Annotated in this window: 24 protein-coding genes; 19 read left to right on the top strand and 5 right to left on the bottom strand. The window is 73.3% G+C overall.

Annotated elements, in window-relative coordinates:
- Positions 1 to 1,429 (bottom strand): NFACT family protein (locus VFL28_14805; protein HET7265933.1); only part of this gene is annotated, 1,429 nt, incomplete at its 3' end.
- A 38-nt stretch (positions 1,430 to 1,467) separates the two neighbouring features.
- Here VFL28_14805 and VFL28_14800 point away from each other — a divergent pair.
- From VFL28_14800 to VFL28_14710, 19 genes are read left to right on the top strand one after another with little or no spacing between them, the layout of a single operon-like run.
- A complete protein-coding gene (locus VFL28_14800; GenBank protein ID HET7265932.1) occupies positions 1,468 to 2,397 on the top strand; it encodes a YicC/YloC family endoribonuclease in 930 nt (309 codons plus the stop codon).
- A gap of 20 nt (positions 2,398 to 2,417) precedes the next feature.
- Positions 2,418 to 2,717 (top strand): DUF370 domain-containing protein, encoded by a 300-nt coding sequence (locus tag VFL28_14795; GenBank protein ID HET7265931.1) that lies wholly within the window; start codon positions 2,418 to 2,420, stop codon positions 2,715 to 2,717.
- Complete coding sequence (locus VFL28_14790; GenBank protein ID HET7265930.1) at positions 2,714 to 3,256, top strand: cytidylate kinase family protein; 543 nt, start codon at positions 2,714 to 2,716, stop codon at positions 3,254 to 3,256. The genes VFL28_14795 and VFL28_14790 overlap by 4 nt, the downstream gene beginning before the upstream one ends.
- On the top strand, positions 3,257 to 3,817 hold the full coding sequence (locus tag VFL28_14785) for a flavoprotein (GenBank protein HET7265929.1): 561 nt from the start codon (positions 3,257 to 3,259) through the stop codon (positions 3,815 to 3,817). It begins immediately after the preceding gene.
- Between the two features lie 14 nt (positions 3,818 to 3,831).
- Complete coding sequence (gene priA, locus VFL28_14780) at positions 3,832 to 5,988, top strand: primosomal protein N' (GenBank protein HET7265928.1); 2,157 nt, start codon at positions 3,832 to 3,834, stop codon at positions 5,986 to 5,988.
- A complete protein-coding gene (gene def / locus VFL28_14775; protein ID HET7265927.1) occupies positions 5,985 to 6,554 on the top strand; it encodes a peptide deformylase in 570 nt (189 codons plus the stop codon). The genes priA and def overlap by 4 nt, the downstream gene beginning before the upstream one ends.
- Positions 6,551 to 7,516, top strand: a complete 966-nt coding sequence (gene fmt, locus VFL28_14770; GenBank protein HET7265926.1) for a methionyl-tRNA formyltransferase — start codon at positions 6,551 to 6,553, stop codon at positions 7,514 to 7,516. The genes def and fmt overlap by 4 nt, the downstream gene beginning before the upstream one ends.
- 53 nt (positions 7,517 to 7,569) lie before the next feature.
- A complete protein-coding gene (locus VFL28_14765) occupies positions 7,570 to 8,259 on the top strand; it encodes a zinc metallopeptidase (protein ID HET7265925.1) in 690 nt (229 codons plus the stop codon).
- A 28-nt stretch (positions 8,260 to 8,287) separates the two neighbouring features.
- A complete protein-coding gene (rsmB, locus tag VFL28_14760; GenBank protein HET7265924.1) occupies positions 8,288 to 9,622 on the top strand; it encodes a 16S rRNA (cytosine(967)-C(5))-methyltransferase RsmB in 1,335 nt (444 codons plus the stop codon).
- Positions 9,619 to 10,746, top strand: coding sequence for a 23S rRNA (adenine(2503)-C(2))-methyltransferase RlmN (rlmN, locus tag VFL28_14755; protein ID HET7265923.1), 1,128 nt, complete (start codon positions 9,619 to 9,621; stop codon positions 10,744 to 10,746). The genes rsmB and rlmN overlap by 4 nt, the downstream gene beginning before the upstream one ends.
- Positions 10,743 to 11,519, top strand: coding sequence for a DUF3662 and FHA domain-containing protein (locus tag VFL28_14750; GenBank protein ID HET7265922.1), 777 nt, complete (start codon positions 10,743 to 10,745; stop codon positions 11,517 to 11,519). The genes rlmN and VFL28_14750 overlap by 4 nt, the downstream gene beginning before the upstream one ends.
- Entirely contained in the window at positions 11,516 to 12,001 is a 486-nt protein-coding gene (locus VFL28_14745) for an FHA domain-containing protein (GenBank protein ID HET7265921.1), read from the top strand. The genes VFL28_14750 and VFL28_14745 overlap by 4 nt, the downstream gene beginning before the upstream one ends.
- Positions 11,998 to 13,044 (top strand): PP2C family serine/threonine-protein phosphatase, encoded by a 1,047-nt coding sequence (locus tag VFL28_14740; GenBank protein ID HET7265920.1) that lies wholly within the window; start codon positions 11,998 to 12,000, stop codon positions 13,042 to 13,044. Before VFL28_14745 ends, VFL28_14740 begins: the two co-directional genes overlap by 4 nt.
- A gap of 2 nt (positions 13,045 to 13,046) precedes the next feature.
- The gene (locus VFL28_14735; GenBank protein ID HET7265919.1) at positions 13,047 to 14,366 is read left to right on the top strand and encodes an FtsW/RodA/SpoVE family cell cycle protein; all 1,320 of its coding nucleotides are present in this window, start codon (positions 13,047 to 13,049) and stop codon (positions 14,364 to 14,366) included.
- Entirely contained in the window at positions 14,359 to 15,774 is a 1,416-nt protein-coding gene (locus VFL28_14730) for a penicillin-binding transpeptidase domain-containing protein (GenBank protein HET7265918.1), read from the top strand. Before VFL28_14735 ends, VFL28_14730 begins: the two co-directional genes overlap by 8 nt.
- The gene (locus VFL28_14725; protein HET7265917.1) at positions 15,771 to 17,672 is read left to right on the top strand and encodes a PASTA domain-containing protein; all 1,902 of its coding nucleotides are present in this window, start codon (positions 15,771 to 15,773) and stop codon (positions 17,670 to 17,672) included. Before VFL28_14730 ends, VFL28_14725 begins: the two co-directional genes overlap by 4 nt.
- Positions 17,669 to 18,373, top strand: a complete 705-nt coding sequence (rpe, locus tag VFL28_14720) for a ribulose-phosphate 3-epimerase (protein ID HET7265916.1) — start codon at positions 17,669 to 17,671, stop codon at positions 18,371 to 18,373. The genes VFL28_14725 and rpe overlap by 4 nt, the downstream gene beginning before the upstream one ends.
- The gene (locus VFL28_14715; GenBank protein ID HET7265915.1) at positions 18,370 to 19,413 is read left to right on the top strand and encodes a histone deacetylase; all 1,044 of its coding nucleotides are present in this window, start codon (positions 18,370 to 18,372) and stop codon (positions 19,411 to 19,413) included. The genes rpe and VFL28_14715 overlap by 4 nt, the downstream gene beginning before the upstream one ends.
- A gap of 53 nt (positions 19,414 to 19,466) precedes the next feature.
- Positions 19,467 to 20,483 carry a D-cysteine desulfhydrase family protein gene (locus VFL28_14710; protein HET7265914.1) on the top strand — a complete coding sequence of 339 codons (1,017 nt, stop codon included), beginning with the start codon at positions 19,467 to 19,469 and terminating at the stop codon, positions 20,481 to 20,483.
- Positions 20,484 to 20,547: 64 nt separating this feature from the next.
- Here the strand turns inward: VFL28_14710 and VFL28_14705 are convergent, their stop codons facing one another.
- From VFL28_14705 to VFL28_14690, 4 genes are read right to left on the bottom strand one after another with little or no spacing between them, the layout of a single operon-like run.
- Positions 20,548 to 21,483: an MBL fold metallo-hydrolase gene (locus VFL28_14705; protein ID HET7265913.1), complete on the bottom strand. Its 936-nt coding sequence runs from the start codon at positions 21,481 to 21,483 to the stop codon at positions 20,548 to 20,550.
- Entirely contained in the window at positions 21,480 to 22,502 is a 1,023-nt protein-coding gene (gene meaB / locus VFL28_14700; GenBank protein ID HET7265912.1) for a methylmalonyl Co-A mutase-associated GTPase MeaB, read from the bottom strand. The genes VFL28_14705 and meaB overlap by 4 nt, the downstream gene beginning before the upstream one ends.
- The gene (locus tag VFL28_14695; GenBank protein HET7265911.1) at positions 22,499 to 24,001 is read right to left on the bottom strand and encodes an AMP-binding protein; all 1,503 of its coding nucleotides are present in this window, start codon (positions 23,999 to 24,001) and stop codon (positions 22,499 to 22,501) included. Before VFL28_14695 ends, meaB begins: the two co-directional genes overlap by 4 nt.
- Complete coding sequence (locus VFL28_14690; GenBank protein ID HET7265910.1) at positions 23,998 to 24,420, bottom strand: cobalamin B12-binding domain-containing protein; 423 nt, start codon at positions 24,418 to 24,420, stop codon at positions 23,998 to 24,000. The genes VFL28_14695 and VFL28_14690 overlap by 4 nt, the downstream gene beginning before the upstream one ends.
- Positions 24,421 to 24,423: the final 3 nt, after the last annotated feature.

The raw sequence follows: 24,423 nt of genomic DNA, 5'->3' as shown, positions 1-24,423 counted from the left end.
CGTTTTCGCGCGAGCTGCGGCCGGCGATGATCACCGCGCCGTCGGGCCCCTCGAACCGCCGCGGACCGGCGTGCGTCACCGGCCGCGTCCGCGGCGGCCGCCGCACGAGCCGCCGCGCGACGAGATCGGTGTGTACCTCGTAGAGGTCGTCGCCTGTCGCGGCGGTGTCGATCTGGACCTGCGCCTCGCGCAGGGCGAGCGCGGCGTTCTCCAGCGTGCGGATGCGCGAAGGAACCGCCGAAGCCGACGCGCGCGCCTTTGCGTAGCGCCGAAAGTAGCGCTGCGCGTTCTCTACCGGCGAGAGCGCTCGGTCGAGCGGGATCTCCACCTCCGCTCCCGCGGCGGTGTAGTCCGGCACCTTCACCGACGCGGCGCCGGGGGGGACCTCTCGCCCGTACGTGAGCAGCAGATCTCCGAACGCGCGAAAGCGCTCGGCCGCTTCGCTTTCGGCGAGCGCCGCGCGGTTGGCCTCGAGGGCGTGCTCTGTGTGGCGAAGCGTCGCGGCGACCGCCGCGGCAAGGCTGCGCCGCCGGTCCTCGAGGACGGTGGTGCCGGCCGTGGACTCGTAGTAACGCCGGACGGCGTCGCTCATCGTCGGGACCGGCGCGGCTTCCAGCGAGGCGTAGACGCGAAGCGGCAGCGCCGCGAACGCCGCGGGCTCTCCGTTCCGGAGATAGAGCGTCGGGGCCAACGGTGCCGTGCGGAAGGCCGCGGCGAGAGCGTGAATCGCGTTGGCGAGTGATGCGGCGGACGCGGCGGCCTGCGCCGCGGTCGTGTCCGGATCGACCCCGGCGCGGAGGGCAGCCTCGTGAGCGAGCACCGGGCCGAGGCCCATCACGCCTTGCGCAAGCGCGCGCCACACCGGCCGGTCGCCCGTGAGCATCGGTGCGAGCGCGGCGGCGTCGATCGCGTCCGGGCGGGGCCGGTCGGCCGGGGGGAGGCGGTACCGGCCTCCGGGCGTGACGGACCGGCGGGACATCTCCGCGGTAACGATTTTGAGCGCGCCTACGACGACGTCGGATGCGCCCGTGCCGCGCACGAGCACGAGATTGCTATAGCGGCCCATGATTTCGGCGACGAGCGTGTGGGGACCGTCGAGCGTGTCCAGCTCGAGGAATAGGACGCGCTCGAACGGGGGTTGCTCCACGCCGGTCAGGCGCGCGTCGACGAGCCGGCTCCGCAACAGGAGTCCGAAGGATCCGAGCCGTTCCCCGGGGATACGCGGGGCGCCAAGGTGAATGCGGGCCGCCCGCGGGTGGATCGAGCAGAAGACCTCGTCCGAGCGCCGCCCGTCGCGCAGCGCCATCACAATTGTTTGCGGGTCGGGCTGGCGAACGCCACCCAAGCGCCGCCCGGCCTGCGCCTTCAGGTCCTGCGCGATCGCGGCAAGCGACAGCGCGTCGAGGGCCGGTGATGGAGCCGTGGCCACCGATCATTCCTCCTGGGCGAAAGAGCGCGTCCGAACGCGTGCGGACGAGCAAGAAGGAGATTCGCCGCGCCATGCCGGACTTCCTGACCGTGGCGCGCAGCATGACGGGATTCGGAGCCGGAGAAGTGGTCGCCGGTGCGGGCCGCTACGGGGTCGAGGTCCGCTCGGTCAATCATCGGTTCCTCGAAGTGGTCGTCCGGATGCCCCGCGACCTGTCCCTCCTGGAGGACCGTGTCCGGGCTCTCGTCCAGAGCCGGCTACTCCGGGGGCGGGTCGACGTCGCCCTCGTTCGGGACGACTACGGCCGTCGCCCGCGCACCGTCAAGACGGACGTCGAACTGGCGAAGGCGTACGTGACCGCCCTCGACGTGCTGCGGCGGGCGCTCCCGGTCACGGGGACGGTCGACCTGCCGCTCCTGCTGTCGCTGCCCGACCTTGTCAAGATCGAGGAAGAGAAGGAAGATGTGGAGGCGTCCTGGCCCGCTCTGGCAAGCGGAGTGGGCGCCGCGCTCGACAAGATGGTCGCGATGCGGGAAGCCGAGGGGGCGCGCCTGGCCGCCGATCTCTCCGAGCGCATCGCCAGAATGGAGGGGCGCGCCCAGGCGATCGCGGCGCGGGCACCCAAAGTCGTCGAGGAGTACCACGCGCGCCTTGCGCGACGCGTGCAGGAGCTGGCCGGCGCGGTCGCGGTGGATCCCGGGCGGCTCGCGACGGAAGTGGCGCTCTTCGCGGACCGCTCCGACATCACCGAGGAGTTGACGCGGTTCAGCAGCCACCTCGCGCAGTTCCGAGCCACGCTCGGAAACGCGGGCGCGATCGGCCGGACGCTCGAGTTCATCGTCCAGGAGATCGGCCGCGAGGCGAACACGATCGGCAGCAAGGCGAACGACCTCGAGATCACGCGGCACGTGATCGCGATCAAGGGCGAGCTGGAGAGCCTGCGGGAACAGATCCAGAACGTCGAGTGACTGCCGGAGGACGGCGCGCCATGGACACGCGGCTCATCAATATCGGGTTCGGCAACATCGTGGCGGCCAGCCGCATCATCGCCATCGTCAGCCCGGATTCCGCGCCGATCAAACGGATCATCCAGGAGGCCCGCGACAAGGGCATCCTCATCGACGCGACGTACGGCCGGAGGACGCGCGCCGTCGTGATCACCGACAGCGGCCACGTCGTCCTCTCGGCGGTGCAGCCCGAGACCGTGGCGCACCGGTTCACGAGCAAGGAAGCCGTCGAGGACGAGGACGAGGAGATGGAAGAGGAGGAGCCGGTGGCCGGCGCATGATCGTCACGGTCAGCGGCGAAGTCGGGGCGGGCAAGAGCACCGTGGCCCGTGCGCTGGCGCGGGCGCTGGGGCTGCGCTATATCTCCAGCGGGGAGACCTTCCGCCAGGAGGCACGCCGGCGCGGCGCGAGTCTCGCCGAGCTCGGACGCCTCGCCGAGCGTGATCCGGCGATCGACCGCATGATCGACGAGACGCAGGTCACGGAGGCGCGCGGCGGAGACATCGTCGTCGAAAGCCGGCTGAGCGGCTGGCTGATCGACGGCGACGTACGGGTCTGGCTGCGCGCGCCCCTCGACGTCCGCGCGAAGCGCGTCGCCGCGCGGGACGGGATGGCCGCGGACGCGGCGCGCGCGGACATCGAGGAGCGCGAAAACTGCGAGCGGCGGCGCTACGCCGCGCTGTACAAGATCGATTTCGGCGATCTCACGCGCTACCATCTCATCCTCGACACGTCGCTGTGGGGGCCCGAGGACATCACCCACGCGATCGCCGGACTCGCGCGCGCCTTGCGCGGCGCGCGGTCCGGCCGCCCCGCGTAGATGGCGGATCCGCTGCGGGGCCGGGCCGTCGTCCTCGGCGTGACGGGCAGCATCGCCGCCTACAAGGCCGCGGTGATCGTGCGGCGCCTGCGCGAGCGCGGTGCGGAGGTGTTCGTCGTGATGACGCCCGCCGCGGCGCAGTTCGTCACGCCGCTCACTTTCCGCGCGCTGTCGCAGCAGCCCGTGGTGAGCGGCATGTGGACCGGGGACGTGCCGTGGGACGAGCCGCACGTCGCCCTCGGCGGGCGCGCCGACCTGGTGCTCGTCGCCCCGGCCACCGCGGATATGCTGGCGCGGCTCGCCGGCGGGTTCGGCGACGATCCGGTCTCCGCGACCGTGCTGGCGACCCGCGCTCCGGTCGTGGTCGCGCCGGCGATGAGCGACGCGATGGCCCAGGCGGCCGCGGTGCAGGAGAATCTCGCGCGGCTTCGCGCCCGGGGTGTGCACGTGGTGGGCCCCGAGCGCGGTGTGCTCGCGTCGGGCCAGGTCGGACTCGGACGGATGACAGAGCCGGAGGCGATCGTCGAGGCCGTCGCCGCGATCCTGGCCGAGGCGCGCTGAGGAGGACGGCGGACATGGCGTTCACGCCGGCGGGCATCCGGGGTATGGATGCCGGCGAGGATCTGTGCGCCGACGTGCTCGTGACCGGCGCGGCCCGGCTGGCCGACCGCCCGCTGACGTACCGCGTGCCGCCCGTCCTGCGACCGTTTGCCGCGGCGGGCGTGCGAGCCGTGGTGCCGCTCGGCGCGCGGCGGGTCCTCGGGTTCGTGCTGGCGGTCCGGCCGTGCGGACCGAGTACGGAGGACGGCGCGCGTGCGATGCGCGACGTGCTCGATTTGCCCGACGATGCCCCGATGTTTCCGGAGACGCTGATTGTGCTGGCGCGTGAGGTGGCCGGGGAGACGCTGTCGCCGCTGCGCGCCGCCGTGGAGTGCCTTGTGCCGCCCGAGGTGTTCCGCCAGCCGCCGCCGTCCCGCCCGCGGACCGTCGTGCGCAACGCGGCGCTGCCGGTGCCGCCGCGGCTTGGCCGGCGCCAGGCCGCGATGCTCGCCGCCGTTTCCGCCGTACCTTCCGGGGTGCCCGCGGCCGATCTTGTTTGCCGCGGCGGCGGGCCGGTGCTGCGGCGGCTCGCCGCCGCGGGACTGGTCCACGTGCTCGACGCGCCACGTCCGCCGATCGACGGCGCCGGGGGGCCGCGTCCGGACCGCGGCGGGCCGCGCCGGGCGCCCGACGCGCTGCTCTGCGGCGGGGCCGAGACGCGATGGAACTGGATCGTGGCCGCGGTCGCGGAGGCGGTGCGGGGCGGCGGCCGCGCGCTCGTCCTGGTGCCGGAGATTGCGGACGTGCCGGCTGCTGCGGAGCGTCTCGGGCGGGCGGGGGCCGTCGGCATACTGCACTCGGGCCTTGCGCCGCGCGACCGGCGCGCGGTCTGGGACCGCATCCGGGCGGACGCGGTCGACATCGTCGCCGGAACGCGCTCCGCGCTCTTTGCGCCGCTGCGGCGCGTCCGGCTGCTCGTCGTAGACGATGAGCAGAGTGAAGCGTACAAGTCGGACGCGGCGCCCCGCTATCACGCGCGCGACGTCGCCCGGCGCCGCGCGCGCCTCGAAGGTGCTCGGCTCGTCCTCGGCTCGGCGGCGCCGTCGGTGGAGTCGTATGCCGACGCCGCGGCGGGCACCCTCGCCGCGATTCATCCGCCGCCGCGCGCCCCGAGCCCGCGTGTGACCGTCGTCGATATGCGCGCCGAGCAGCGGCGCGGCCACATCGGGTACCTGAGCCGTGAGCTGGTGCAGGCGATCACACGCCATCTGCGCGCGCGCGGAGCGGTCGCGCTCGCGGTCCCGCAGACCGGCTACGCCCGCATCCTGCTCTGCCGGGAGTGCGGCGCCGCGGTGGGCTGCCCGGCGTGCGACGTCGCGATGGCCTACGACCGCGAGGAGGGGACGATCCGGTGCCGCATCTGCGGGCGGTCCGCGCGCGCCCCAGACGTCTGCCCTCGGTGCCGCGGCGTCGATCTGCGCGGCGTCGGCGCCGGGACCAAGCGCATCGAAGAGGTCGTGCGGCGCCTCTTTCCCGCGTTGCGCATTGCGCGCCTCGACGCGGAAACGGGGCGCGACGCGGCGCGGGTGGCGCGCGATTTCGCCGCCGGACGCCTCCGGCTGCTGGTCGGGACGGTGATGCAGCTGCGCGCGCACCGCGTACGCCCGACGCTCGCCGGGGTGGTCGACGCGGACGGCACGCTATACCTGCCGGATTTCCGCGCCGCCGAGCGCACGCTGCAGCGTCTCCGCGCGGCCGTCGAGCTGCCCGCCGCGCGGCCCGGGGCGGGGCCCGCGGCCGAGGTGGTGCTCCAGACCCGCGTGCCGGATCACCCCGCGCTGCGCGCGATCGCGAGCGGACAGGACGCCGCGTTCTACGAGGCGGAGCTCGCGGTGCGGCGCGAGTTCGGGTACCCGCCGTTTTCGCGCCTCGTCCGCGTCATCGCCGAGGCGCCGGCCCCAGCGCCGGCGCGCGCGCTCGCCGAACGCGTCACCGCCGCGGGCCGGGCGCACGGCCTCGACGTGCTCGGTCCTTCGGCGCTCCGCGGATCCGACGGCCGGCGCGTGCAGATCGTGCTGCGCGCCCGGGATCCGGCCGCCGCGCGCGACGGCGCGCGCGCGGTGCTGGCGGAGACCGCGACCCCGCCGGGGGCGCGGCTCGTCGTCGACGTCGATCCGCTGGACCTCGTATGATGGCCGGCCGCGGGCCCGCCCGCGCCCTCGAGATCGTCACCGTGGACAGCCCCCGCGGCGGCATCCTGCGCCGGCGCGCGCAGCCGGTGCGCGCGATCACGCGCGAGGTGCGGATGCTCATCGACGAAATGTTCGAGACGCTGCGCCACGCCCGTGGGGTCGGGCTCGCCGCGCCGCAGGTCGGGGTCGGACGGCGTGTGATCGTGATCGAGGCACAGGATCGGCGCCTCGCGCTGGTCGACCCCGAGATCCTCAAACAGGAGGGCGAGGTCGTCGGCACCGAGGCGTGCCTCAGCATCCCCGGCCTGCTCGGCGACGTACCGCGGTCGGCGCGCGTCGTGGTCCGGGCACGCAACCGCCGCAGCCGCTACATCACGGTCGACGCGCAGGGGTTGCTCGCGCGGGTGGTGCAGCACGAGATCGATCACCTCGACGGCGTTCTGTTCACCGACCGCGTCCGTGACCCCAAGACACTGCGGCAGGCCGGCGGGGAGGCGACGGAGGTCGCGCCGGAGAGCGCCGCCTCCGCGGCGGACATCCAGGTCTCGGGGGATGCGGCGCCGTGAAGATCGTCTTCTTCGGCACGCCCGAGTTCGCCGTCGCCTCGCTCGACGCGGTGCTCGCGGAGGGCGAGGTGGTCGCCGTCGTCACGCGCGCGGACAAGCCGCGCGGCCGCGGCCTGCGCGTCGAGCCGCCGCCCGTCGCCCGGGCCGCGAACGAGTACGCGCTCGAGGTGTTGCAGCCCGTCTCGCTGCGCGACCCGGCGTTTCTCGCGCGTCTGCGCGCGCTCGCTCCCGACGCCGGCGTGCTGGTCGCCTACGGCCGTATCGTGCCGCCCGAGGTGCTCGCGATTCCTCCGCGCGGCATCGTGAACGTGCATCCGTCGCTGCTGCCGCGGTATCGGGGTGCGGCGCCTGTCGCGCGCGCGATCGCGGCGGGCGATACGGAGACGGGCGTGACGATTCTGTACCTGTCTGAGGAACTGGATGCGGGCGACGTGATACTACAGAAGACGGTGCGGGTCGCGCCGGACGACACGACGCGGACGCTGACCGCGCGGCTGGCGGAGGAGGGGGCCGCGCTGCTCGCGGAGGCGCTGCCGCTCATCGAGGCCGGCCGGGCCCCGCGGGCGCCGCAGGACGGCGCGCAGGCGACCTGGGCGCCCCGGCTCATCCGCGAAGAGGGCGAGATCGACTGGGCTCGGCCCGCCCGGACGACCGTCAACCTGATCCGGGCGTGCGATCCGTGGCCGGGAGCGTTTACCTATATGAAGGACCAGGAACTCAAGATCTGGCGGGCTTCGCCCGCGGACCGCACGCCGGCCGCGAACCCCGCACCGGCCGGTACCGTGCTCGAGGTGCCGGCCGCGGAAGGGGCGCCGTTCACGGTGGCGGCCGGAGACGGAATCGTGCGAGTGTACGAGGTCCAGCCCGCGGCGGGGCGGAGGATGAGCGCCGCGGCCTACGCGCGCGGACGCGCGGTGGCGCCGGGGCTCGTGCTCGGGGCGGGCCGCGGGCGGCCGGCCTGAGCGGAGCGGGGCCCGGCCTGTGCTAAAATGTTGGGAGTCGGGGGTGTCAGTGCATGTTCTTTTGGGATCCCACCTATATCATCGTCCTGCCGGCGATCCTGCTCGCGCTGTACGCGCAGTTGCGGGTCAAGTCGACGTACGCGAAGTACAGTCAGGTGCCGGTCTCGAGCGGCCTGACCGGCGCGGCGGCGGCGGCGGAGATTCTCCGTAGCCACGGCCTCTCCGGCGTGCAGATCGAACAGATCGACGGGACGCTCAGCGACAACTACGATCCCCGGACGCGCGTCCTGCGGCTGTCGCCCGATGTGTACAACGGGGCGTCGGTGGCGTCGGTCGGGGTCGCGGCCCACGAGTCGGGGCACGCCCTCCAGCACGCCGAGAACTACGGGCCGCTCGCCCTGCGGTCGGCGATCGTGCCCGTAACACAGTTCGGGTCGTGGCTCGCGTGGCCGATTTTCCTGATGGGCTTCTTCTTCCATTCCGGGACGCTCATGCAGCTCGGCGTGCTGATCTTCAGCGCGTTCGTCGCCTTCACGCTGATCACGCTGCCGGTCGAATTCGACGCGAGCCGCCGGGCGCTGCGGGTGCTGGCGTCGGGACATCTCGTGGCCGACGACGAGTTGCGCGGCGTTCGCTCCGTGCTCGGCGCCGCGGCACTGACCTACGTCGCGGCCGCGGCCACGGCGATCCTCGAACTCGTCCGCCTGCTGGTTCTCATGAACGTGTCGCGGCGGGAGGAGTGATGCCGCCGCGTCGCGTCCCGCCGTCCGCATGGACCGTCGCCGCACCGCCCGAGAGGTGGCCTTGGAGGTTCTGCATCGCGTCGACGCCGACCGGGCCTGGACCGGGCCGGCGCTCCGCGCGGCGCTGAACCGCGCCGACCTCGCGCCGGCCGACGAAGCCTTCGCCACTGAGCTCGTTTACGGTACGCTGCGCCACCGGGCCCAGGTCGACTGGGCGCTCGGGCAGGCTCTCCACCGCCGCCTCGACAGTCTGCCGCCGCGCATTCGCGAGGTTCTTCGACTCGGCGCTTATCAGCTCGCCTTTCTATCGCGCGTCCCCGCGCGGGCGGCCTGCGATGAGACGGTCGAGCTCGCGCGGCGCGTCGGCCACCGGGGCACCGTCTCGCTCGTGAATGCGGTGATGCGCCGGCTCGCGGCGTCGCCGCCGGCGTGGCCGGCGCCCGCCGACACCGCGGAGGCGATCGCGGTCCGGTGGTCCCATCCCGAATGGCTCGTCGCGCGCTGGCTCGCGCGCTTCGGTCCCGAGGAGGCCCGGGCGCTGTGCGCGTCGGACAACGAGACGCCGCCGTCCTGGGTCCGGCTCAACACGCTGCGCGGACCGATCCATGAGCTCGACGCCCGCGTGCGGGCGCTCGGCCTGGAGACGCTGGCCTCGGAGCGGCTGCCGGAAGCCCGGCGGATCACGGCGGGGGCGGGCGAGGCGAGGGAGCGGGCGCACGCCGCGGGACTCGTCACGCCGCAAGACGAGGGCTCGATGCTCGTCGCGCGGCTCGTCGCGCCGCAACCGGGGGAAACCGTCATCGACGCCTGCGCGGCGCCCGGCGGCAAGACGACGCACCTTGCCGCGCTGATGGAGAACCGGGGCCGCGTGCTTGCTTTCGACGTCCTGCCGCAGAAACTGGAGACGGTGACGCGGCAGTGCGCGCGCCTCGGGGTCACCTGCGTCGAGCCGGCCGTGCTCGACGCCGCCACGCTCGGCGAACGGTATCGCGCGGCGGCGGACCGCGTCTTGGTCGACGCCCCGTGCTCGGGCCTGGGAGTGCTCCGGCGCCGGCCCGAGATTCGCTGGCGGGTGCGCGCGGGGGATCTCGCGGCGGTCGCGGAGCGGCAGCGCCGCCTGCTGGCCGGCGCGGCGGGAGCGGTGCGGCCGGGAGGCCGGCTCGTCTACAGCGTCTGCACGATCGAGCCCGAAGAGGGGCCCGAGGTCGTGGCCGGGTTTCTCGCAGCCCGGCCGGAGTTCGAGCCGGCGCCGATCGAGGACTGGCCGTTCGCGGTGCCCGGCGCGCCCGGCACCGCCTTCCTGTACCCGCACCACGCCGGTACCGATGGGTTCTTCGTCGCGGCGTTGAGGCGCGCGTCGTGACCCGGGCCACGGCGGACCTGCGCGGCCTGTTGCTGCCCGAACTGGCCGACCTCGTCCGCCGCCTCGAGGGCCCGGCCTACCGCGCGCGGCAGATCGCCCGGTGGGTCTACGGCCGAGGCGTGGAAGATATCTCGGAGATGACGGATCTGCCCGTCGCGTTCCGGGCGCGTCTCGCCGAGGCGGCCCGGATCGGGACGCTGACCGTACGACGGTCCACGGGCGCGGCCGACGGATCGGCGACGAAACTGCTGGCCGCCTGCGGAGACGGCCAGACGGTGGAGTGCGTCCTGATGCGGTTCGACGACGGCCGCCGAAGCGCGTGCGTCAGCACCCAGGCGGGCTGCGCGATGGGCTGCGCATTCTGCGCCACCGGGCTCGGCGGCTTCGCCCGCAACCTGACCGCGGCGGAGGTCGTCGGCCAGGCGCTCGCGATCCGCGCGCGCGCGGACCGCCGGCTCAGCAACGTCGTGTTCATGGGGATGGGCGAACCGCTCGCGAACTACGATGCGACGGTCCGCGCGGCGCGCATCATGACCGCGCCGTGGGGGCTCGGCATCGGCGTGCGCCACCTCACGATCTCAACCGTCGGGCTCGTGCCGCAGATCCGCCGGCTCGCGGCGGAGAGGCTGCAGATCACGCTCGCGGTCTCGCTGCACGCGCCGACCGACGCGCTCCGCCGGCGGCTCGTGCCGGTCACAGAGCGGTACCCGATCGCACATCTTATCGCCGCATGCCGGGACTACCTCGCCGCGACCGGCCGCCGGCTGACCTTCGAATACGTCCTCATCGACGGGGTAAACGACGGCGATGCGCAGGCCCGCGAGCTCGGGCGCCTTCTGCGCGGTCTGCTCTGCCACGTGAACGTGATCCCGCTCAATCCGGTGCCCGGGATTTCGCTGCGGCGCCCGCCGGTCGAGCGGATCCGCGCCTTCGCGCGCGTGGTGCGGGACGCGGGCATCCCGATCACCGTGCGCATCGAGCGGGGCACGGAGATCCAAGCGGCCTGCGGTCAGCTGCGTCTGGCCGACGGCAGCGGGCACGCTTCGCGCTGGACGCCGGCGTCGATGTCATCGTCGCCGGCGAGTCCGCGGTCCGCCGGTCCGCCGGCGGAGGTCGGGGCGTGAGCGTCTTGCTTCGATTCGAGCGCCGCATCGAGGCGATCGTCGAAGGCCTGTTCACGCGGTGGTCGCGCGACCGGGTGCATCCGGTGGAGATCGGTCGCCGTCTGCTGCGCGAGATGGAAGGCGGCGCGATGGCCGGCCTGCACGGTGCGCTCCTGCCGAACGACTACCGCGTTTTCCTCAATCCGAAGGACTTCGCGCCGTACCAATCGTTCGCGCCGGCGCTCGTCGGCGAGCTGGGCGACCTGCTCGGCAACCGCGCCGCCGAGCTCGGCGGCCGCCTCGCCGGCCCGGTCCGTGTGAGCGTCGAGCCGCGCGAGGCGATCGCTTCCGGCGAGATCTACGTCGAAGCGCGCCTTGCGCCGCAGGCGGAGCCGTCCGCGCCCGCCGCGCCCGCGGCCGGCGATGCGAGCCCGGGCACGCCGGTGCCGGCGTCGGATACGCGTATCTACCGGCACCGGCGTCCGTCGGCGGGCGCCCGGCTGCGCGTGCTCGCGGGACCCGCCGGCACCGCCGGTCGCGACTTTCTGCTCGATCGGCCGGTGCTGACGATCGGCCGCCGGACCGATCAGGACATCGTCATCGACGATCCGAGCGTCAGCCGCGCGCACGCGCGCATTCACGTGACGGGCGGGGAGGCCGCCGTCGAAGATCTCGGTAGCACCAACGGCACGGCCCTCAACGGCCGGCCCGTCGGCCGCGAGCGGGTGCCCGTGCACGACGGCGACCGCATCCAGGTCGGCAACGCGCTCTTGCAGTATCGGAAAGGAACATGACCGAGACCCCGGTGCTCTTCATCGTGGTTCTGCGCTACGCGTTTCTGCTCGCGCTCGTGCTGTTTGTGGCGCGGGTCCTGCGCGTCGTGCTGGCCGATCTGGAGGCACGGACGGCGGGGCCCGCATCGCGGGCGGTGCTCGTCGTCGAGGCGCCGGAGATGTCGCGGGGCCGGGAGTTCCTCGTCGCCGGAGAGGCGACGGTCGGCCGTGCGCCCGGCTGCGCCATCGTGCTCAGCGGCGACTACGTGTCGGCGCACCACGCCCGGCTCTTCGAGCGCGACGGGCGCGTCTGGGTGGAGGATCTCGGCAGCACCAACGGCACGTTGCTCAACGGACGCCGGGTCCGGCGGGCGGTCGCGATGCGCTCCGGCGACCGGCTCAGGATCGGCGACGTCGTCCTCGGCCTCAGGCTCGAGGCCGCGCCGGAACCCGCGGCGGACGGGACCGGCTCCTGGCCCGCCGGCGACGGAGGCCGCGGATGAGCGGGTTCACGGCGCGCGGGACCGGCGTCAGCGAGATCGGCCGAGTGCGCGAGAGCAACCAGGACCGCATTCTGCTGCGGGACCGCCTCGTCCGCGGCGCCGCGCTGTACGCGGTCGCCGACGGGCTGGGAGGCCACGCCGGCGGTTCCGTCGCGAGCACGCTCGCCGTGGAGATCCTCGTGCGCGAGGTCCCGGCGCTGCTCGAGCGCGGCCTCACCCCGGCGGAGGCGCTCGCGCTCGCCGTCCGGCGCGCGAACGCGGAGATCAACGCACAGGCGATCGGGCCCGAGCAGGCGGGGATGGCGACGACGTGCACCGCGGCGCTGGTCGCGGGGCAGGCGGTCGTCGTAGCGCACGTGGGCGACAGCCGCGCCTACCTGATGCGCGGCGCCGAGATCCGTCAGCTCACGGTGGATCATTCCGTTGTGGCGGAGATGGTGCGCCACGGCACCCTGCCCGCCGCGGCGGCCGAGATGCACACCCAGCGCCACGTGCTGACGCGCGCGCTGGGCACGGCGCCGGAGGTCCAGGTCGACGTGCTCTCCGTGCCGCTGCGCGCCCGCGACGCGCTGCTGCTCGTCAGCGACGGCGTGCACAGCGCCGTCAGTCCGGAGGAGATGGCCGACATCATCCGCACGTCGCGCGACGGCACCGAGGCCTGTCGCATGGTGGTGGGTTTGGCCAACGCGCGCGGCGGCACCGACAACGCCTCGATCGTCCTCATCCGCGTGCGGCCGAAGTGGCTCGAACGCGCGGGCCGCGCGGCGACCGCGGCCGCCCTGGCCGCGTTTATCGCCGCCGCCGTGGGCGTGTACCGTCTCGAGCACGCCTACTTTCTCGGCGTGCGCGGCGGTCATGTCGCGGTGATGCACGGCGTTCCGCTGCGCGTGCTCGGGGTGCCGTTCTTCTCCGTCGACCGCGTCACCGAGGTACCGGTGTCGAGGATCGCGCCCGCGTACCGTCCGCAGCTCCTTCACGGCATCCCCGCGCGCGATCCCGCAGACGCGGACGCCCTCTTACAAGATTTGCTGCATCGTCCGTGACGATGACCGTCCGGCCCGCACCGTCCGCCGTGTCCCCGCCGGTCCCGTGGGTCGCCCGGCGCGCGTCGGAGCGCGGGCTCCTTGTCGCCGCGGGCGTGCTCGGGGCACTCGGGCTGGTCGTGGTCCACGCCGCGATGTACCCCGCGGAGTCCTGGGATCCCGTGATCGCCGGCGCGGTGGCCCTCGGCGGCTTCCTCGTGGTGCACGCCGCGCTCGTCCTCGCCGACAATCGGGGCGACGAGATCCTGCTGCCGGTCGCCGCGGCGCTGTCGGCCGTCGGGCTGGTGATGATCTACCGGCTGCGTCCCGACTACGCGGTGCGGCAGGCCGCCTGGATCTCGCTCGGGCTCACCTCGCTGCTGATCGCTCTCGGCACGCTCACCGACCTGCGCTGGGTGCGCCGGTACGCGTACCTGTGCGCGCTCACCGGCATCGCGCTGCTGGTGCTCACGGTGCTGGTCGGCGTTGAACGCAACGGGGCGCGGCAGTGGCTCGTGATCGGCAGTTTCACGCTCGAGCCGGGGGAGATCGTGAAGCTGCTGCTCGTCGCCTTCTTCGCGGGCGTGCTGGTGGAGACGCGGCCGCTGCTGACGCTGCCCGGGCCTCGCCGCTGGCGCGCCGAGCTCGGCCGGCTCGGGCCGCTGCTCCTCGTCTGCCTCGGCTCGCTGCTGCTGCTCGTGTTCCAGCGCGACCTCGGGCTCGCGATGCTCTACTACGGCGTCTTTCTCGCGATGCTCTACGTCGCGCTCGGACGTGTCGCCTACATCCTGGCCGGGCTCGTCGCGTTCGCCGGCGGCGCGACGATCTGCTACCACCTCTTCGCGCACGTCCGCACGCGCGTCGACGTCTGGCTGAATCCGTGGGCGGACGCGGCGGGGCGGGGCTACCAGATCGTGCAGGGCCTCTTCGCGCTCGCCAGCGGCGGCGTCACAGGCGCCGGTCTCGGCCTCGGGCACCCCGAGCTGCTGCCGGCCTCCTACACCGACATGATTTTTCCGGCGATCGGCGAGGAGCTCGGCGCGGTCGGCACCTTCATGGTGGTCGCGCTATACCTGCTGCTGCTCGGGCGGATCTTCCGCGCCGCGGTGCGGGCGGACGGCCCGCTCGATCGGCTCGTCGGCGCCGGGCTCGGCGCCGCGATCGGCATCCAGACGTTCGTCATTCTCGCCGGCAGCACGCGGCTGATTCCTTTGACCGGCATCCCCGCACCCTTCTTGACGTACGGCGGGAGCGCGGCGGTGAGCAACTTCATCGCCGTGGCGCTGCTGTTGGCGATCTCCGACCGCGGCGCGCGCGCCGCCGCGGAGGCGCGCGATGGTTAGCCGCACCCGCAACGTCGGCCGCCTGCTGGCGGGCCTCTTCGTCGTGCTGCTGGTGTATCTCGCCCTCGTGCAGGTGGTCTGGGGCCCGCAGCTCGCGGCCTCGCCGCTCAACCCGCGGCTGGCGCTCGCGGCCGAGCGCATCCACTGGGGCCGGATCCTCGACCGCCGGCTGACCGTGCTCGCCGACTCCGTGGGGACCGGTCCGTCGCAAGTGCGCCGGTATCCGCAGGGCGCCGCGTTCGCGCACGTGCTCGGCTATCGCAGCCGCCGCTTCGGGCTCACCGGGATCGAGCGGCGCGAGGAACTCGCGCTGCTGGGGCTGCCGATCACCGATCCGTGGGAGGCGCTGCAGGAAGCGGTCGGCCGGACTCCGGAGGGCAACGACGTGGTGCTCACGCTCGACGCCGCGGTACAGCAGGCGGCGGTGCGGGCCCTCGGCGGTGTCCGGGGGGCGGTGGTCGTGCTCGATCCGCGGAACGGCGCGGTGCTCGCGCTCGTGAGCCGTCCGGGCTTCGACCCGAGCGCCGTCGATGCGCAGTGGCGCGCCCTGTCGCGGGATCCATCGGCGCCGTTGTACGACCGGGCGACGCAGGGCCAGTACCCGCCCGGGTCGTCGTTCAAGACGGTGATACTGACGGCCGCGCTCGGGAGCCGTCGCGTCCGTCTCACCGATGCCGTCAACTGCCCCGGCGCGATCGACGTCGGCGGCGCCCTGATCCACAACTTCGAGCACGAGCAGTTCGGACAGATCTCGGTCCTGCAGGCGTTCGTGGCGTCCTGCAACACCGCGTTCGTGCAGATCGGGCAGCGCACCGGCGCCTCGCCGATCGTCGCCGCGGCACGGGCGTTCGGGCTCGGCCAGGCGGTGCGGTTCGACCTGCCGACCTCGAGCGGGTACCTGCCGCCGCTGCGCGACCTCGGCGCGCGCGGTCTCGCTCAGATCTCTTTTGGGCAGGGCAGTCTGCTCGTCACGCCGCTGCAGATGGCGCTCGCCGCGGCGGCGATCGGCAACGGCGGCATCATGATGAGTCCGTTTCTCGTCTCGCAGATCCGCACGCCGGACGGCCGAATCCGACAAACGTTTACGCAGCGCGGCAGCCGCGAAGTGATGCCGGCCGCGCTCGCCGGCGAAGTCGCGCAGGCCATGATCCAGGCGGTGCAGACCGGCACCGGCGCCGCCGCGCAGTTGCCCGGGGTCGTCGTCGCGGGCAAGACGGGCACGGCCGAAAATCCGCACGGCAACACGCACGCGTGGTTCATCGCGTTTGCGCCCGCGGACCGGCCCGTGGTCGCGCTCTCCGTCATCGTCGAGAACGGCGGCGTCGGCGGCCAGGTGGCGGCGCCGATCGCGCGGCAGGTCCTGGCCGCCGCGCTCCAGGCGCAGAGCGCGGTGGGGGCGCGGCCGTGACGGAGCGCCGGCTGGGCGGCCGGTACGAAGTCCTCGGGCTGATCGCCGAAGGCGGCATGGCCCACGTCTACCGCGGGCGCCGCCTCGACGACGGTACGCTCGTCGCGATCAAGATCCTGCGCGACCAGTACGCGCACAACGCCGAGTTCGTCGCGCGCTTCGAGCGCGAGGCGGAGGCCGCGGCCGGGCTGTCGCACCCGGACATCGTCCGGATCTTCGATCACGGCCGGGACGGTGACGTCCACTTCATCGTCATGGAGTACGTCGACGGCGAAGACCTCAAGACCCATCTGCGGCGGGCGGGGCCGCTCGACGAGGCGCGCGTCCGCGCCATCGGCGCCGCCGTGTGCGAAGTCCTCGAGTACGCGCACAAGACGGGCATCGTTCACCGCGACATCAAGCCGCAGAACATCCTCCTGACGCCCGACGGCGGCGTGAAGGTCACCGATTTCGGCATCGCGCGCGCGCTGGCCGCGACGGGGATCACCGAGACCGGCACCGTGCTCGGATCGGTGCAGTACATCTCGCCGGAGCAGGCGCGCGGACTCGGCGTGGGGTGGCGCGCGGACCTGTACTCGCTCGGCGTCGTGCTCTACGAGGCGGCGACGGGCACCCTGCCGTTCGACGCCGATACGGCGATCGCGATCGCCCTGCGGCACATGCACGAGCCGCCGCCGCTGCCGCGCCGCGACGGCGCCAGGCTCGGGCGCGACCTCGAGGGCATCATTCTCAAGGCGCTCGCGAAGGACCCCGAGCATCGGTACCGCTCGGCGCAGGACATGGCGGACGATCTGCGGGGCCGCACGGCGCACTGGCGCGCCACCTCGGCGCTCGAGTCGACGGCGATCGTGCGGACCCGAAACGCCGGCCGGCGGAAGGCCGCGCGGGACCGACGCGCCGTCCCGCGCTCGGTGCCGTTGATGATCGCCGCCGTCGTGCTGCTGGCGACGTTCGGCGGGATGGCCTGGGGTTGGCAGGCGCTCAACGCCTACCTCAATGTCCCGGAGGTCGCGGTGCCGGACCTCGTCGGTCGCAGCCTCGTGGAGGCGGAGTCGATCGCGCGGCAGCGCCGGCTGAACGTCCAGGTGGTGCAGCAGGTGCACCACGCCACCCTGCCGACCGGATCGGTGGTGAGCCAGGACCCCGCGCCCGGCACCTCGGTGAAGGTGAACCGCGCCGTCGGCCTCGTGACGAGCCTCGGACCGGAGATGGTCACCGTCCCCGACGTGCGCCGGCGTTCGCTCGAGGACACGCGCTTTTCGATCGAGCAGGCACGCCTCACGGTCGGGGAGATCCGCGAGACGTACGACGACACGGTTCCGTCGGGCTTTATCATCATCCAGGACCCGGCGCCGGGCGCCTCGGTCGCGCGCGGCACCCCGGTCAACGTCACGGTGAGCAAAGGCCAGCAGGCGATCGTGCTGCCGGACCTCGTCGGCAAGTCGCTGGACGACGCGCGGCGCGTCCTTCAAGATCTCGGGGTGACGCTCCGCGACGTGACGGAGACCCCGCGGGACGACGTGCCGGCGGGCCAGGTAATCGGGATGACGCCGCCGGGCGGGACGAAGATCGCGCACGGCGATGCGGTCGGCGTCACGATCGCGGTGCGTCCGGCGGAAGGCGGCGGCGCGCCGCCGCAGCCGATCGTCACCGGCGGCCCGGCGACGTCGCAGCCCGCCTCGAGCGACCGGCGGGTGACGAACCTACACATCATCATTCCGGAGGGCGCCTCGCAGCAGCTTATCAAGATCGTCGTGATCGACCAGCGGGGCGTGCACACCGCCTACGAGGGGATGCATCATCCCGGCGAGAACGTGGACCGCCAAGTCGTCGGGGTGGGCTACACCATCGTGCAGGTCTACATCGACAGCCGGCTGATCCAGGAGATCCGACCCTGAGCGATTCCCGCGGCGCCGTCAAAATCGCCCCCTCGATTCTGGCCGCCGACTTCGGACGGCTGGCCGAGGAGGCGCGCGCCGCGGCGCAGGCCGGCGCCGAGATGCTGCACGTGGACGTGATGGACGGCCGGTTCGTGCCGGAGATCTCGATGGGGGCGGCGGCGGTGCGCGCGGTCCGGAAGGCCGCGGATGTGCCGGCCGACGTGCACCTCATGGTCGTGGAGCCGGAGCGCCACCTCGAGGCGTTCGCGCGCGCCGGGGCGGCGAGCCTCACGGTGCACGTCGAGGCCGCGGTGCATCTCTACGACACGCTGCGGCGGATCGCGGGACTCGGGATGCGTCCGGGGGTCGCGCTGAATCCGGCGACGCCGCCGGAGCAGATCGCCTGGGCGCTGACCCAAGTATCCTCGGTGCTCGTCATGACGGTGGAGCCGGGGGCGGGCGGACAGCCGTTCATTCCGGAGATGACGGCCAAGGTGGCCGCGCTCGCGGGGTGGCGCCGCGAGCGCGGCCTCGAGTTCGAGATCGCCGTCGACGGCGGCATCACGCCGGAGACCGCGGGCCGCGTGGTCGATGCCGGCGCGACCGTGCTCGTCGCCGGCACCGCGGTGTTCGGCGCGCCGGGCGGCGTCGCCGCCGCGATCGCGAAGCTCCGCGACGCGGCGTCGCGTCCGGCGCCGGGCTCCACGCGGCGCTCGTGAGCGCCGCCGGCGTTCTCCTCGTCCACCCCGACTACCGCCGCCACATTACACCGGCCGGCCACCCGGAGCGCCCCGCGCGCCTTGAGGCGATCGAAGCGCGGCTCTCCCGGACGCCGCTGTGGGAGGCGCTGCCGCACCGCACACCGGAGCCGATCGGCGACGACGTGCTCACGTCGGTGCATACCCGCGCGTACGTGGAGCGCGTGAGAAGTCTTGCCGCCTCCGGCGGCGGCGCCCTCGATCCGGACACCGCGGTCGGCCCGGCCTCCGACGGCATCGCCCGGCTGGCGGCCGGCGGTGCCCTCGGCGCCGTCGACGCGGTGCTCGCCGGCGACGCGCCGGCCGCGATGGCGCTGGTGCGTCCGCCCGGACATCACGCGCGGCCGGGCGCGGGGATGGGCTTCTGTCTCTTCAACAACGTCGCGCTCGCCGCCCGGTATGCGATCGAAGAGCGGGGCATCGAGCGCGTCTTCATTCTCGATTGGGACGTCCACCACGGTAACGGGACGGAGGAGGCGTTCCACCACGACCCGCGCGTGGTGTTCTGCTCGGTGCATCAGGAGAACTGGTACCCCGGGACGGGCGCGATGACCGAGACGGGCGAAGGCCCGGGGGAGGGCGCCACGGTCAACATCCCGCTGCCGGCGGGGATCGGTGACGGCGGCTACGAGTACCTGTGGGAGGAAGTCGTGCTGCCGCTCCTGCGCGCGGTGGCGCCCGGGCTCGTGCTGATCTCGGCCGGCTTCGACGCGCATCACGCGGATCCGCTCGGCGGCATGCTTCTGACCGCGGACGGATTCCGGCGTCTGGCCGCGATGGTGCGCGAGGCGGCCGGCCCGGTGCCGGTCGCCGCCGTCCTCGAAGGCGGCTACGATCTCGACGGCCTCTCCTACTCGGTGGCCGCCGCGCTCGAGGGATTGACCGGCGTGGCCTCCGGCCTTCGCGAGCCGGTGGAGACGCTGCGCGAGGCGCCCTTCTCGGTCGCGCGGGAGCGGGCGCGCGAGGTCCGGCGAATCGCCGGCATGTACTGGCCGATCTGAAGCATTTCGAGGCCGCCGCAGGCGGCCGCAGCCGCACCGCACAGGAGGCTGAGATGCTGCAGGTGGCGCGTCTTCCCAGAGTCCGGCTCGCCGCGCTGCCGACGCCCCTCCACGAGGCGCCGCGCCTCGAGCGCGCGCTCGCGGGCGAAGGCGAAGGGCCTCGCCTGCTCATCAAACGCGACGACCTCACCGGGTTCGCGCTCGGCGGCAACAAGGTGCGCAAGATCGAGTACCATCTCGGCGAGGCGCTCGCGGGCGGCTTCGACACGCTCGTGACCACGGGTGCGATTCAGTCGAACCACTGCCGCGTCACGGCGGCGGCCGCGCGGGTCGGCGGCATGGACTGCGTGCTCGCCCTGCGGCCCGTCGAGCCGGAGATGATGCAGGGCAATTTTCTGCTCGATCACCTCTTCGGCGCGCGGATCCGGATCACGCCCGGCACCGACCGCGCGTCGGCGGAGGCCGTGATCGAGGAAGAGATGGCGGCGCTGCGGACCAAAGGGCGCCGTCCGTATTTCATTCCGAGCGGGGCCTCCACGCCGCTCGGCGCGGCGGCCTACGCGCAGGCGTTCGTCGAGATGCTGGGCCAGACGACGGCGCAGGGCATCGCGGTCGATTCGGTCGTGTTCTGCAGCGGGTCGGGCGGCACGCACGCGGGGCTCGCGATCGGCGCGGCGCTCTCGCAGAGCGGCGTGGAGATCGTGGGGATCGGCGACGGGGCCCGGCGGGAAGACCTCGCGCCGAAGGTGAGCGGCCTCGTGGCGGAGTTCGCGGAGCGATTCGACGTCGATGTGCACGTCGCGCCCAACGACGTCATCGTCCTCGACGAATACGGCGGCACCTACGGCGAGCCGACGGCCGAGGGCACCAAGGCAATCAAGACCGCGGCGCGCAGCGAGGGGATCCTGCTCGATCCGGTCTACACCGGGAAGGCGATGGCCGGCCTGGCCGACCTGATCCGGCGCCGACGCTGGAGCCGCGATCAGACCGTCGTCTTCTGGCACACCGGGGGTCAGCCGGCGCTCTTTTCGAGCGCCGAGGCGCTGATGGCCGGCGATTCAGCCGGTTAGATCCGCGTCGCCGCCCCCCGGGGGCCCGGTAAACGCGTCGACGGGTACGGTGTTCCGATCGACGTTAGCCGACGCTGCGACGGGCGTAGTCGGCGATGCCCTGCGCGGAGACGGCGAGGCGGTCGTGCAGAATCGCCGCGATGCGCGGCGTCCAGGTGATGCCGCGCTCCGCGAGGTCCTCGCGGACGTGCGCGACCAGCGCGGCCGTGACCTCATCCGGCGTCGCGAGCCGCCCGTCGATCCTCCCGAGCGCCGCGACGACCGGCACCTCGTGCGACACCCGCGCATACAATGTTTCGTAGGCCCCCGGATAGTGGCCGAAATGCGAGAAAAGGATCGCCGCGGGCCGCAGGTCGAGGAGTCGCCGGGCCGAGCGCAGCATGGCCTCCGGATCGAACTGGTTCGGGGCGGTATCGAGCATGACGTAGTCATCCGCGATTTCGGGGAGATGTTCGCCCAGCTCGTCCGCGGTAAACAGCGCCCGCGCCCCGGCGTCGAAGATCATGTGCTGGTGTCGTGCGTGTCCCGGCGCGTCGATGAAGCGCAAGACATGGCCGGCGCCGAGATCTAGCGTCGCCGCGTCTTCGACCACGAGGAGGCGCGATTCCGGGACGGACTCGGGCAGTCCGAAGTAGGCCTCCAGATTGTCCCCGAACACCGCCCGCGCGCCGGCGAGGAGCCGGCTTGGGTCCGCCAGGTGGCGCGCGCCCCGCGGGTGGACGACGACGCGCGCGTCGGGCGTGTGCCGCAGCATCTGGCCGAAGCCGCCGGAATGGTCGAGATGAATGTGGGTGGCGATGAGGTAGGCGACGTCGGCCGCCCGCACGCCGAGCGCGGCGAGCGCGTCGAGCCACACCGGAACGCTCCGCGCGCCGCCCGTATCCATGATCGCGGGGTGCGGCGCGGCGATGAAGTAGCCCGCGGTGATTCCCGGGGTACCCCGCTCCAGCAGGTCCACCTCGGTGATGTCGGGCGCCACCGCAGGGTACGGGCCGGTCATGGAGGCTCCGGCTTCGATTTCGTGGTTGCCGGCCGCCGGTCGGCCGCCGGAACCGTCGGCACGAGCCGGTCCAGGATCGCCTTCGCCGCCGTGTGCGGATCGGTGTGGCGCCGCTTGGCCTCGGCCAGGATCTCGGCCGGCTCGCCCTGATTCTGGAGGGTCGCGCGTACGTGCGCCGCGAGCCCGGTCTCAACGAGATCGAGCACCTCGCGCTCGGCGCGCCGGCCGCGTCGGGCGTCGAGCTCGCCGGATCGATTCAAGTGTTCGCCGTGGCGGCGGATCGCATCCCACAACTCGGCCGTGCCCGCGCCGGTGGACGCGGCGGTTTCCACGATCGGCACGTCCCAGGCCTCGTGGCGGGGGACGAGGCGCTGCATCTCCCGCAGCTGCATCGCGGTGTCCCGCGCGCCGGGACGGTCCGCCTTGTTCACGACGAGGACGTCCGCGATTTCCAAGATGCCGGCCTTGAGCGTTTGGACGGCGTCGCCGAGCCCGGGGGCCGTCACGACGACGACCGTGTCGGCGAGGCCCATGATGTCGACCTCGCTCTGCCCGACGCCCACGGTTTCCACGAGTACCAGATCGAAGGCGAACGCCTCCAACACGTAGGCGACGTCGCGCGTCGCCGCGGCGAGGCCGCCGAGATGCGCGCGCGCCGCCATGCTGCGGATGTAGACGCCGCCGTCGCCGCTGTGCCGCAGCATGCGCACCCGGTCGCCGAGGATCGCGCCGCCCGAAAACGGGCTCGACGGGTCGACGCCGATCACCGCGACCCGGAGGCCGTCGTGCCGCGCGGACGCGATGAGATGGTCGGCGAGCGTGCTCTTGCCGACGCCCGGCGGGCCGGTGAGCCCGATGCGGCGGGCGCGGCCCGTCCGGCCCCACAGGCTCGCCACGATCGACGCCGCGGCCCCCGGGTCGTTCTCGATCCGGGTGATCAGCCGCCCGAGCGTGCGCGGATTGCCGGGGTCGATCGCTCCGGGAGCGGGCGCCGGAGCGTCGGACGAATCGCCCGTCACCGGCGGTCCGGGCTCAGCGGCGTCTCGCCGGCCGGTGATGCGCCGCCGGCCAGCGTCTCTTCGTACAGCTTGCGGTTGTCGATCACGCGCCGCGCCTTGAACTCCGTGCGCGGCAGGGTCCCCGGCGGCTCGCAGCGTACGACCGGCCGGATGCCGAGCACCGCCGCGAGGCGCGCCGCCATCCGGTCGCGCAGCGAGTTGAGCACGCCGGGCGACGAGCCCGCGCGCGCCGCGACCTCCGCGCTGCACTCCGCGCGGACGACCAGCTCGTCCATCGCGCGCTCGCGGCTGACCACCATCTGGAACTCGCCGCCGAAGCCCTCGATGGCCCGCAGCGTGTCCTCGATCGCGCTCGGATAGACGTTCGCGCCGCGGATGATGACCATGTCGTCGATGCGGCCGTAGATGCCCCGCGGCAGGCGCGGATACGTGCGGCCGCACGGGCACGGCTCGTCGGTCCACCGCGTCAGGTCGCCGGAGAGCAGGCGGATCATCGGCTGCGACGTGCGCTCGAGATGCGTGTAGACCGGCGTGCCCTCCGCGCCGTACGGCACCGGTGCCAGCGTCCGCGGATCGCACACTTCGCAGTACACGATGTCCTGCCAGAGGTGCATGCCCGCGCGGTGGGCGCATTCGCCGTTGCTCATCCACGGCGTCATCTCGGCCATGCTCCCGCTGTCGACGCACGCGGCCCCGAAGAGGTCCTCGATCCGCCGCCGCGTCGCGGGAATGCCGGCCCCCGGCTCGCCCGAGAAGAACATCACCCGCAGGCCGAACTCGCGCGGGTCGACCCCTTCGGACCCCGCGACCTCCGCGAGGTGCAGGGCGTAGGACGGCGTCCCGTAAAACGCCGACGGCCGGGTCTCGCGCAGCCAGCGCACCGCCATCAGGGTCTGGCCGGGCTGCCCCGCGCCGAAGGGGAAGCACGTCGCGCGGAGCCGTTCGCCGCCGGCGAGCGCGCCCCAGCTGCCGATGTACAGGCTGAAGAACGAGGCGATGAAGATCGTGTCCGACGGCCGGAGCCCCATGCCCCACATGATGCGCGCGTGGGCGTTGGCGATCCGCCGCCAGTCGTCGCGCCCGATCAGAAACATCGTCGGCTTGCCGGTCGTCCCCGACGTGCCGTGCACCCGCGCGACGTCCGCGCGGTCGACGCAGAGATACCGGCCGGCCGGCCGGTGCGCCGCCTGCTCGGCGCGCAGCTCCGCCTTGGTGACGACCGGGAAGCGGTGCAGGTCCTCCAGCCGCCGGAGGTGCTCCGGGTGCACCCCGGCCGCGTCCCACTTCTCCCGGTAGAACGGCGAGCGGTCCCAGGCCCAGCGGACGGTCGCGCGAAGGCGCTCGAGGATCAGCCCTTCGCGCGCCTGGGGCGGCATGGTCTCGCGCTCCGGAAACCAGTACGGCTGGTCGGGCGGCGGAAGGTAGCCGTCGTCGTAGACCGGCGGCCATCCCGCGGCCCACGAATCCCGGGCGGCCGCGGCGCCCGCGCGGACCGTCACCGGCCGTCTCTCCCGGCGTGCCCGCGGATCCACTCCACGATCGCGTCGGTCGTCGCGTCCTGATCGAACACGGCCGCGGCGCCGAGCTCGCACAGTGCGGCGCGGTCCGCCTCCGGGATCACGCCGCCGACGAGGACCTTGATGTCCGCCGCGTCCTTGGCGCGCAGGCCGTCGAGGAGCGGAGGCACGAGCGCCATGTGCGCGCCGGACAGAATGCTCACGCCGATCACGTCGACGTCCTCCTGTACCGCCGCGACGGCGACCTCCTCCGGCGTGCGGTGCAGCCCGGTGTAGACGACCTCGAACCCCGCGTCGCGCAGCGCGCGCGCCACGACCTTCACGCCGCGGTCGTGGCCGTCGAGGCCGACCTTCGCCATCAGGACCCGGATTCTCTGCGGGACGCGCCCGGCCGCCGGCACCGC

The sequence above is a fragment of the bacterium genome (assembly GCA_035691305.1).
In the GTDB taxonomy this organism is placed as follows: domain Bacteria; phylum Sysuimicrobiota; class Sysuimicrobiia; order Sysuimicrobiales; family Segetimicrobiaceae; genus DASSJF01.
The sequence above is the reverse complement of the archived record's forward strand: the minus strand, read 5'-3'. Positions and strand labels throughout refer to the sequence as shown.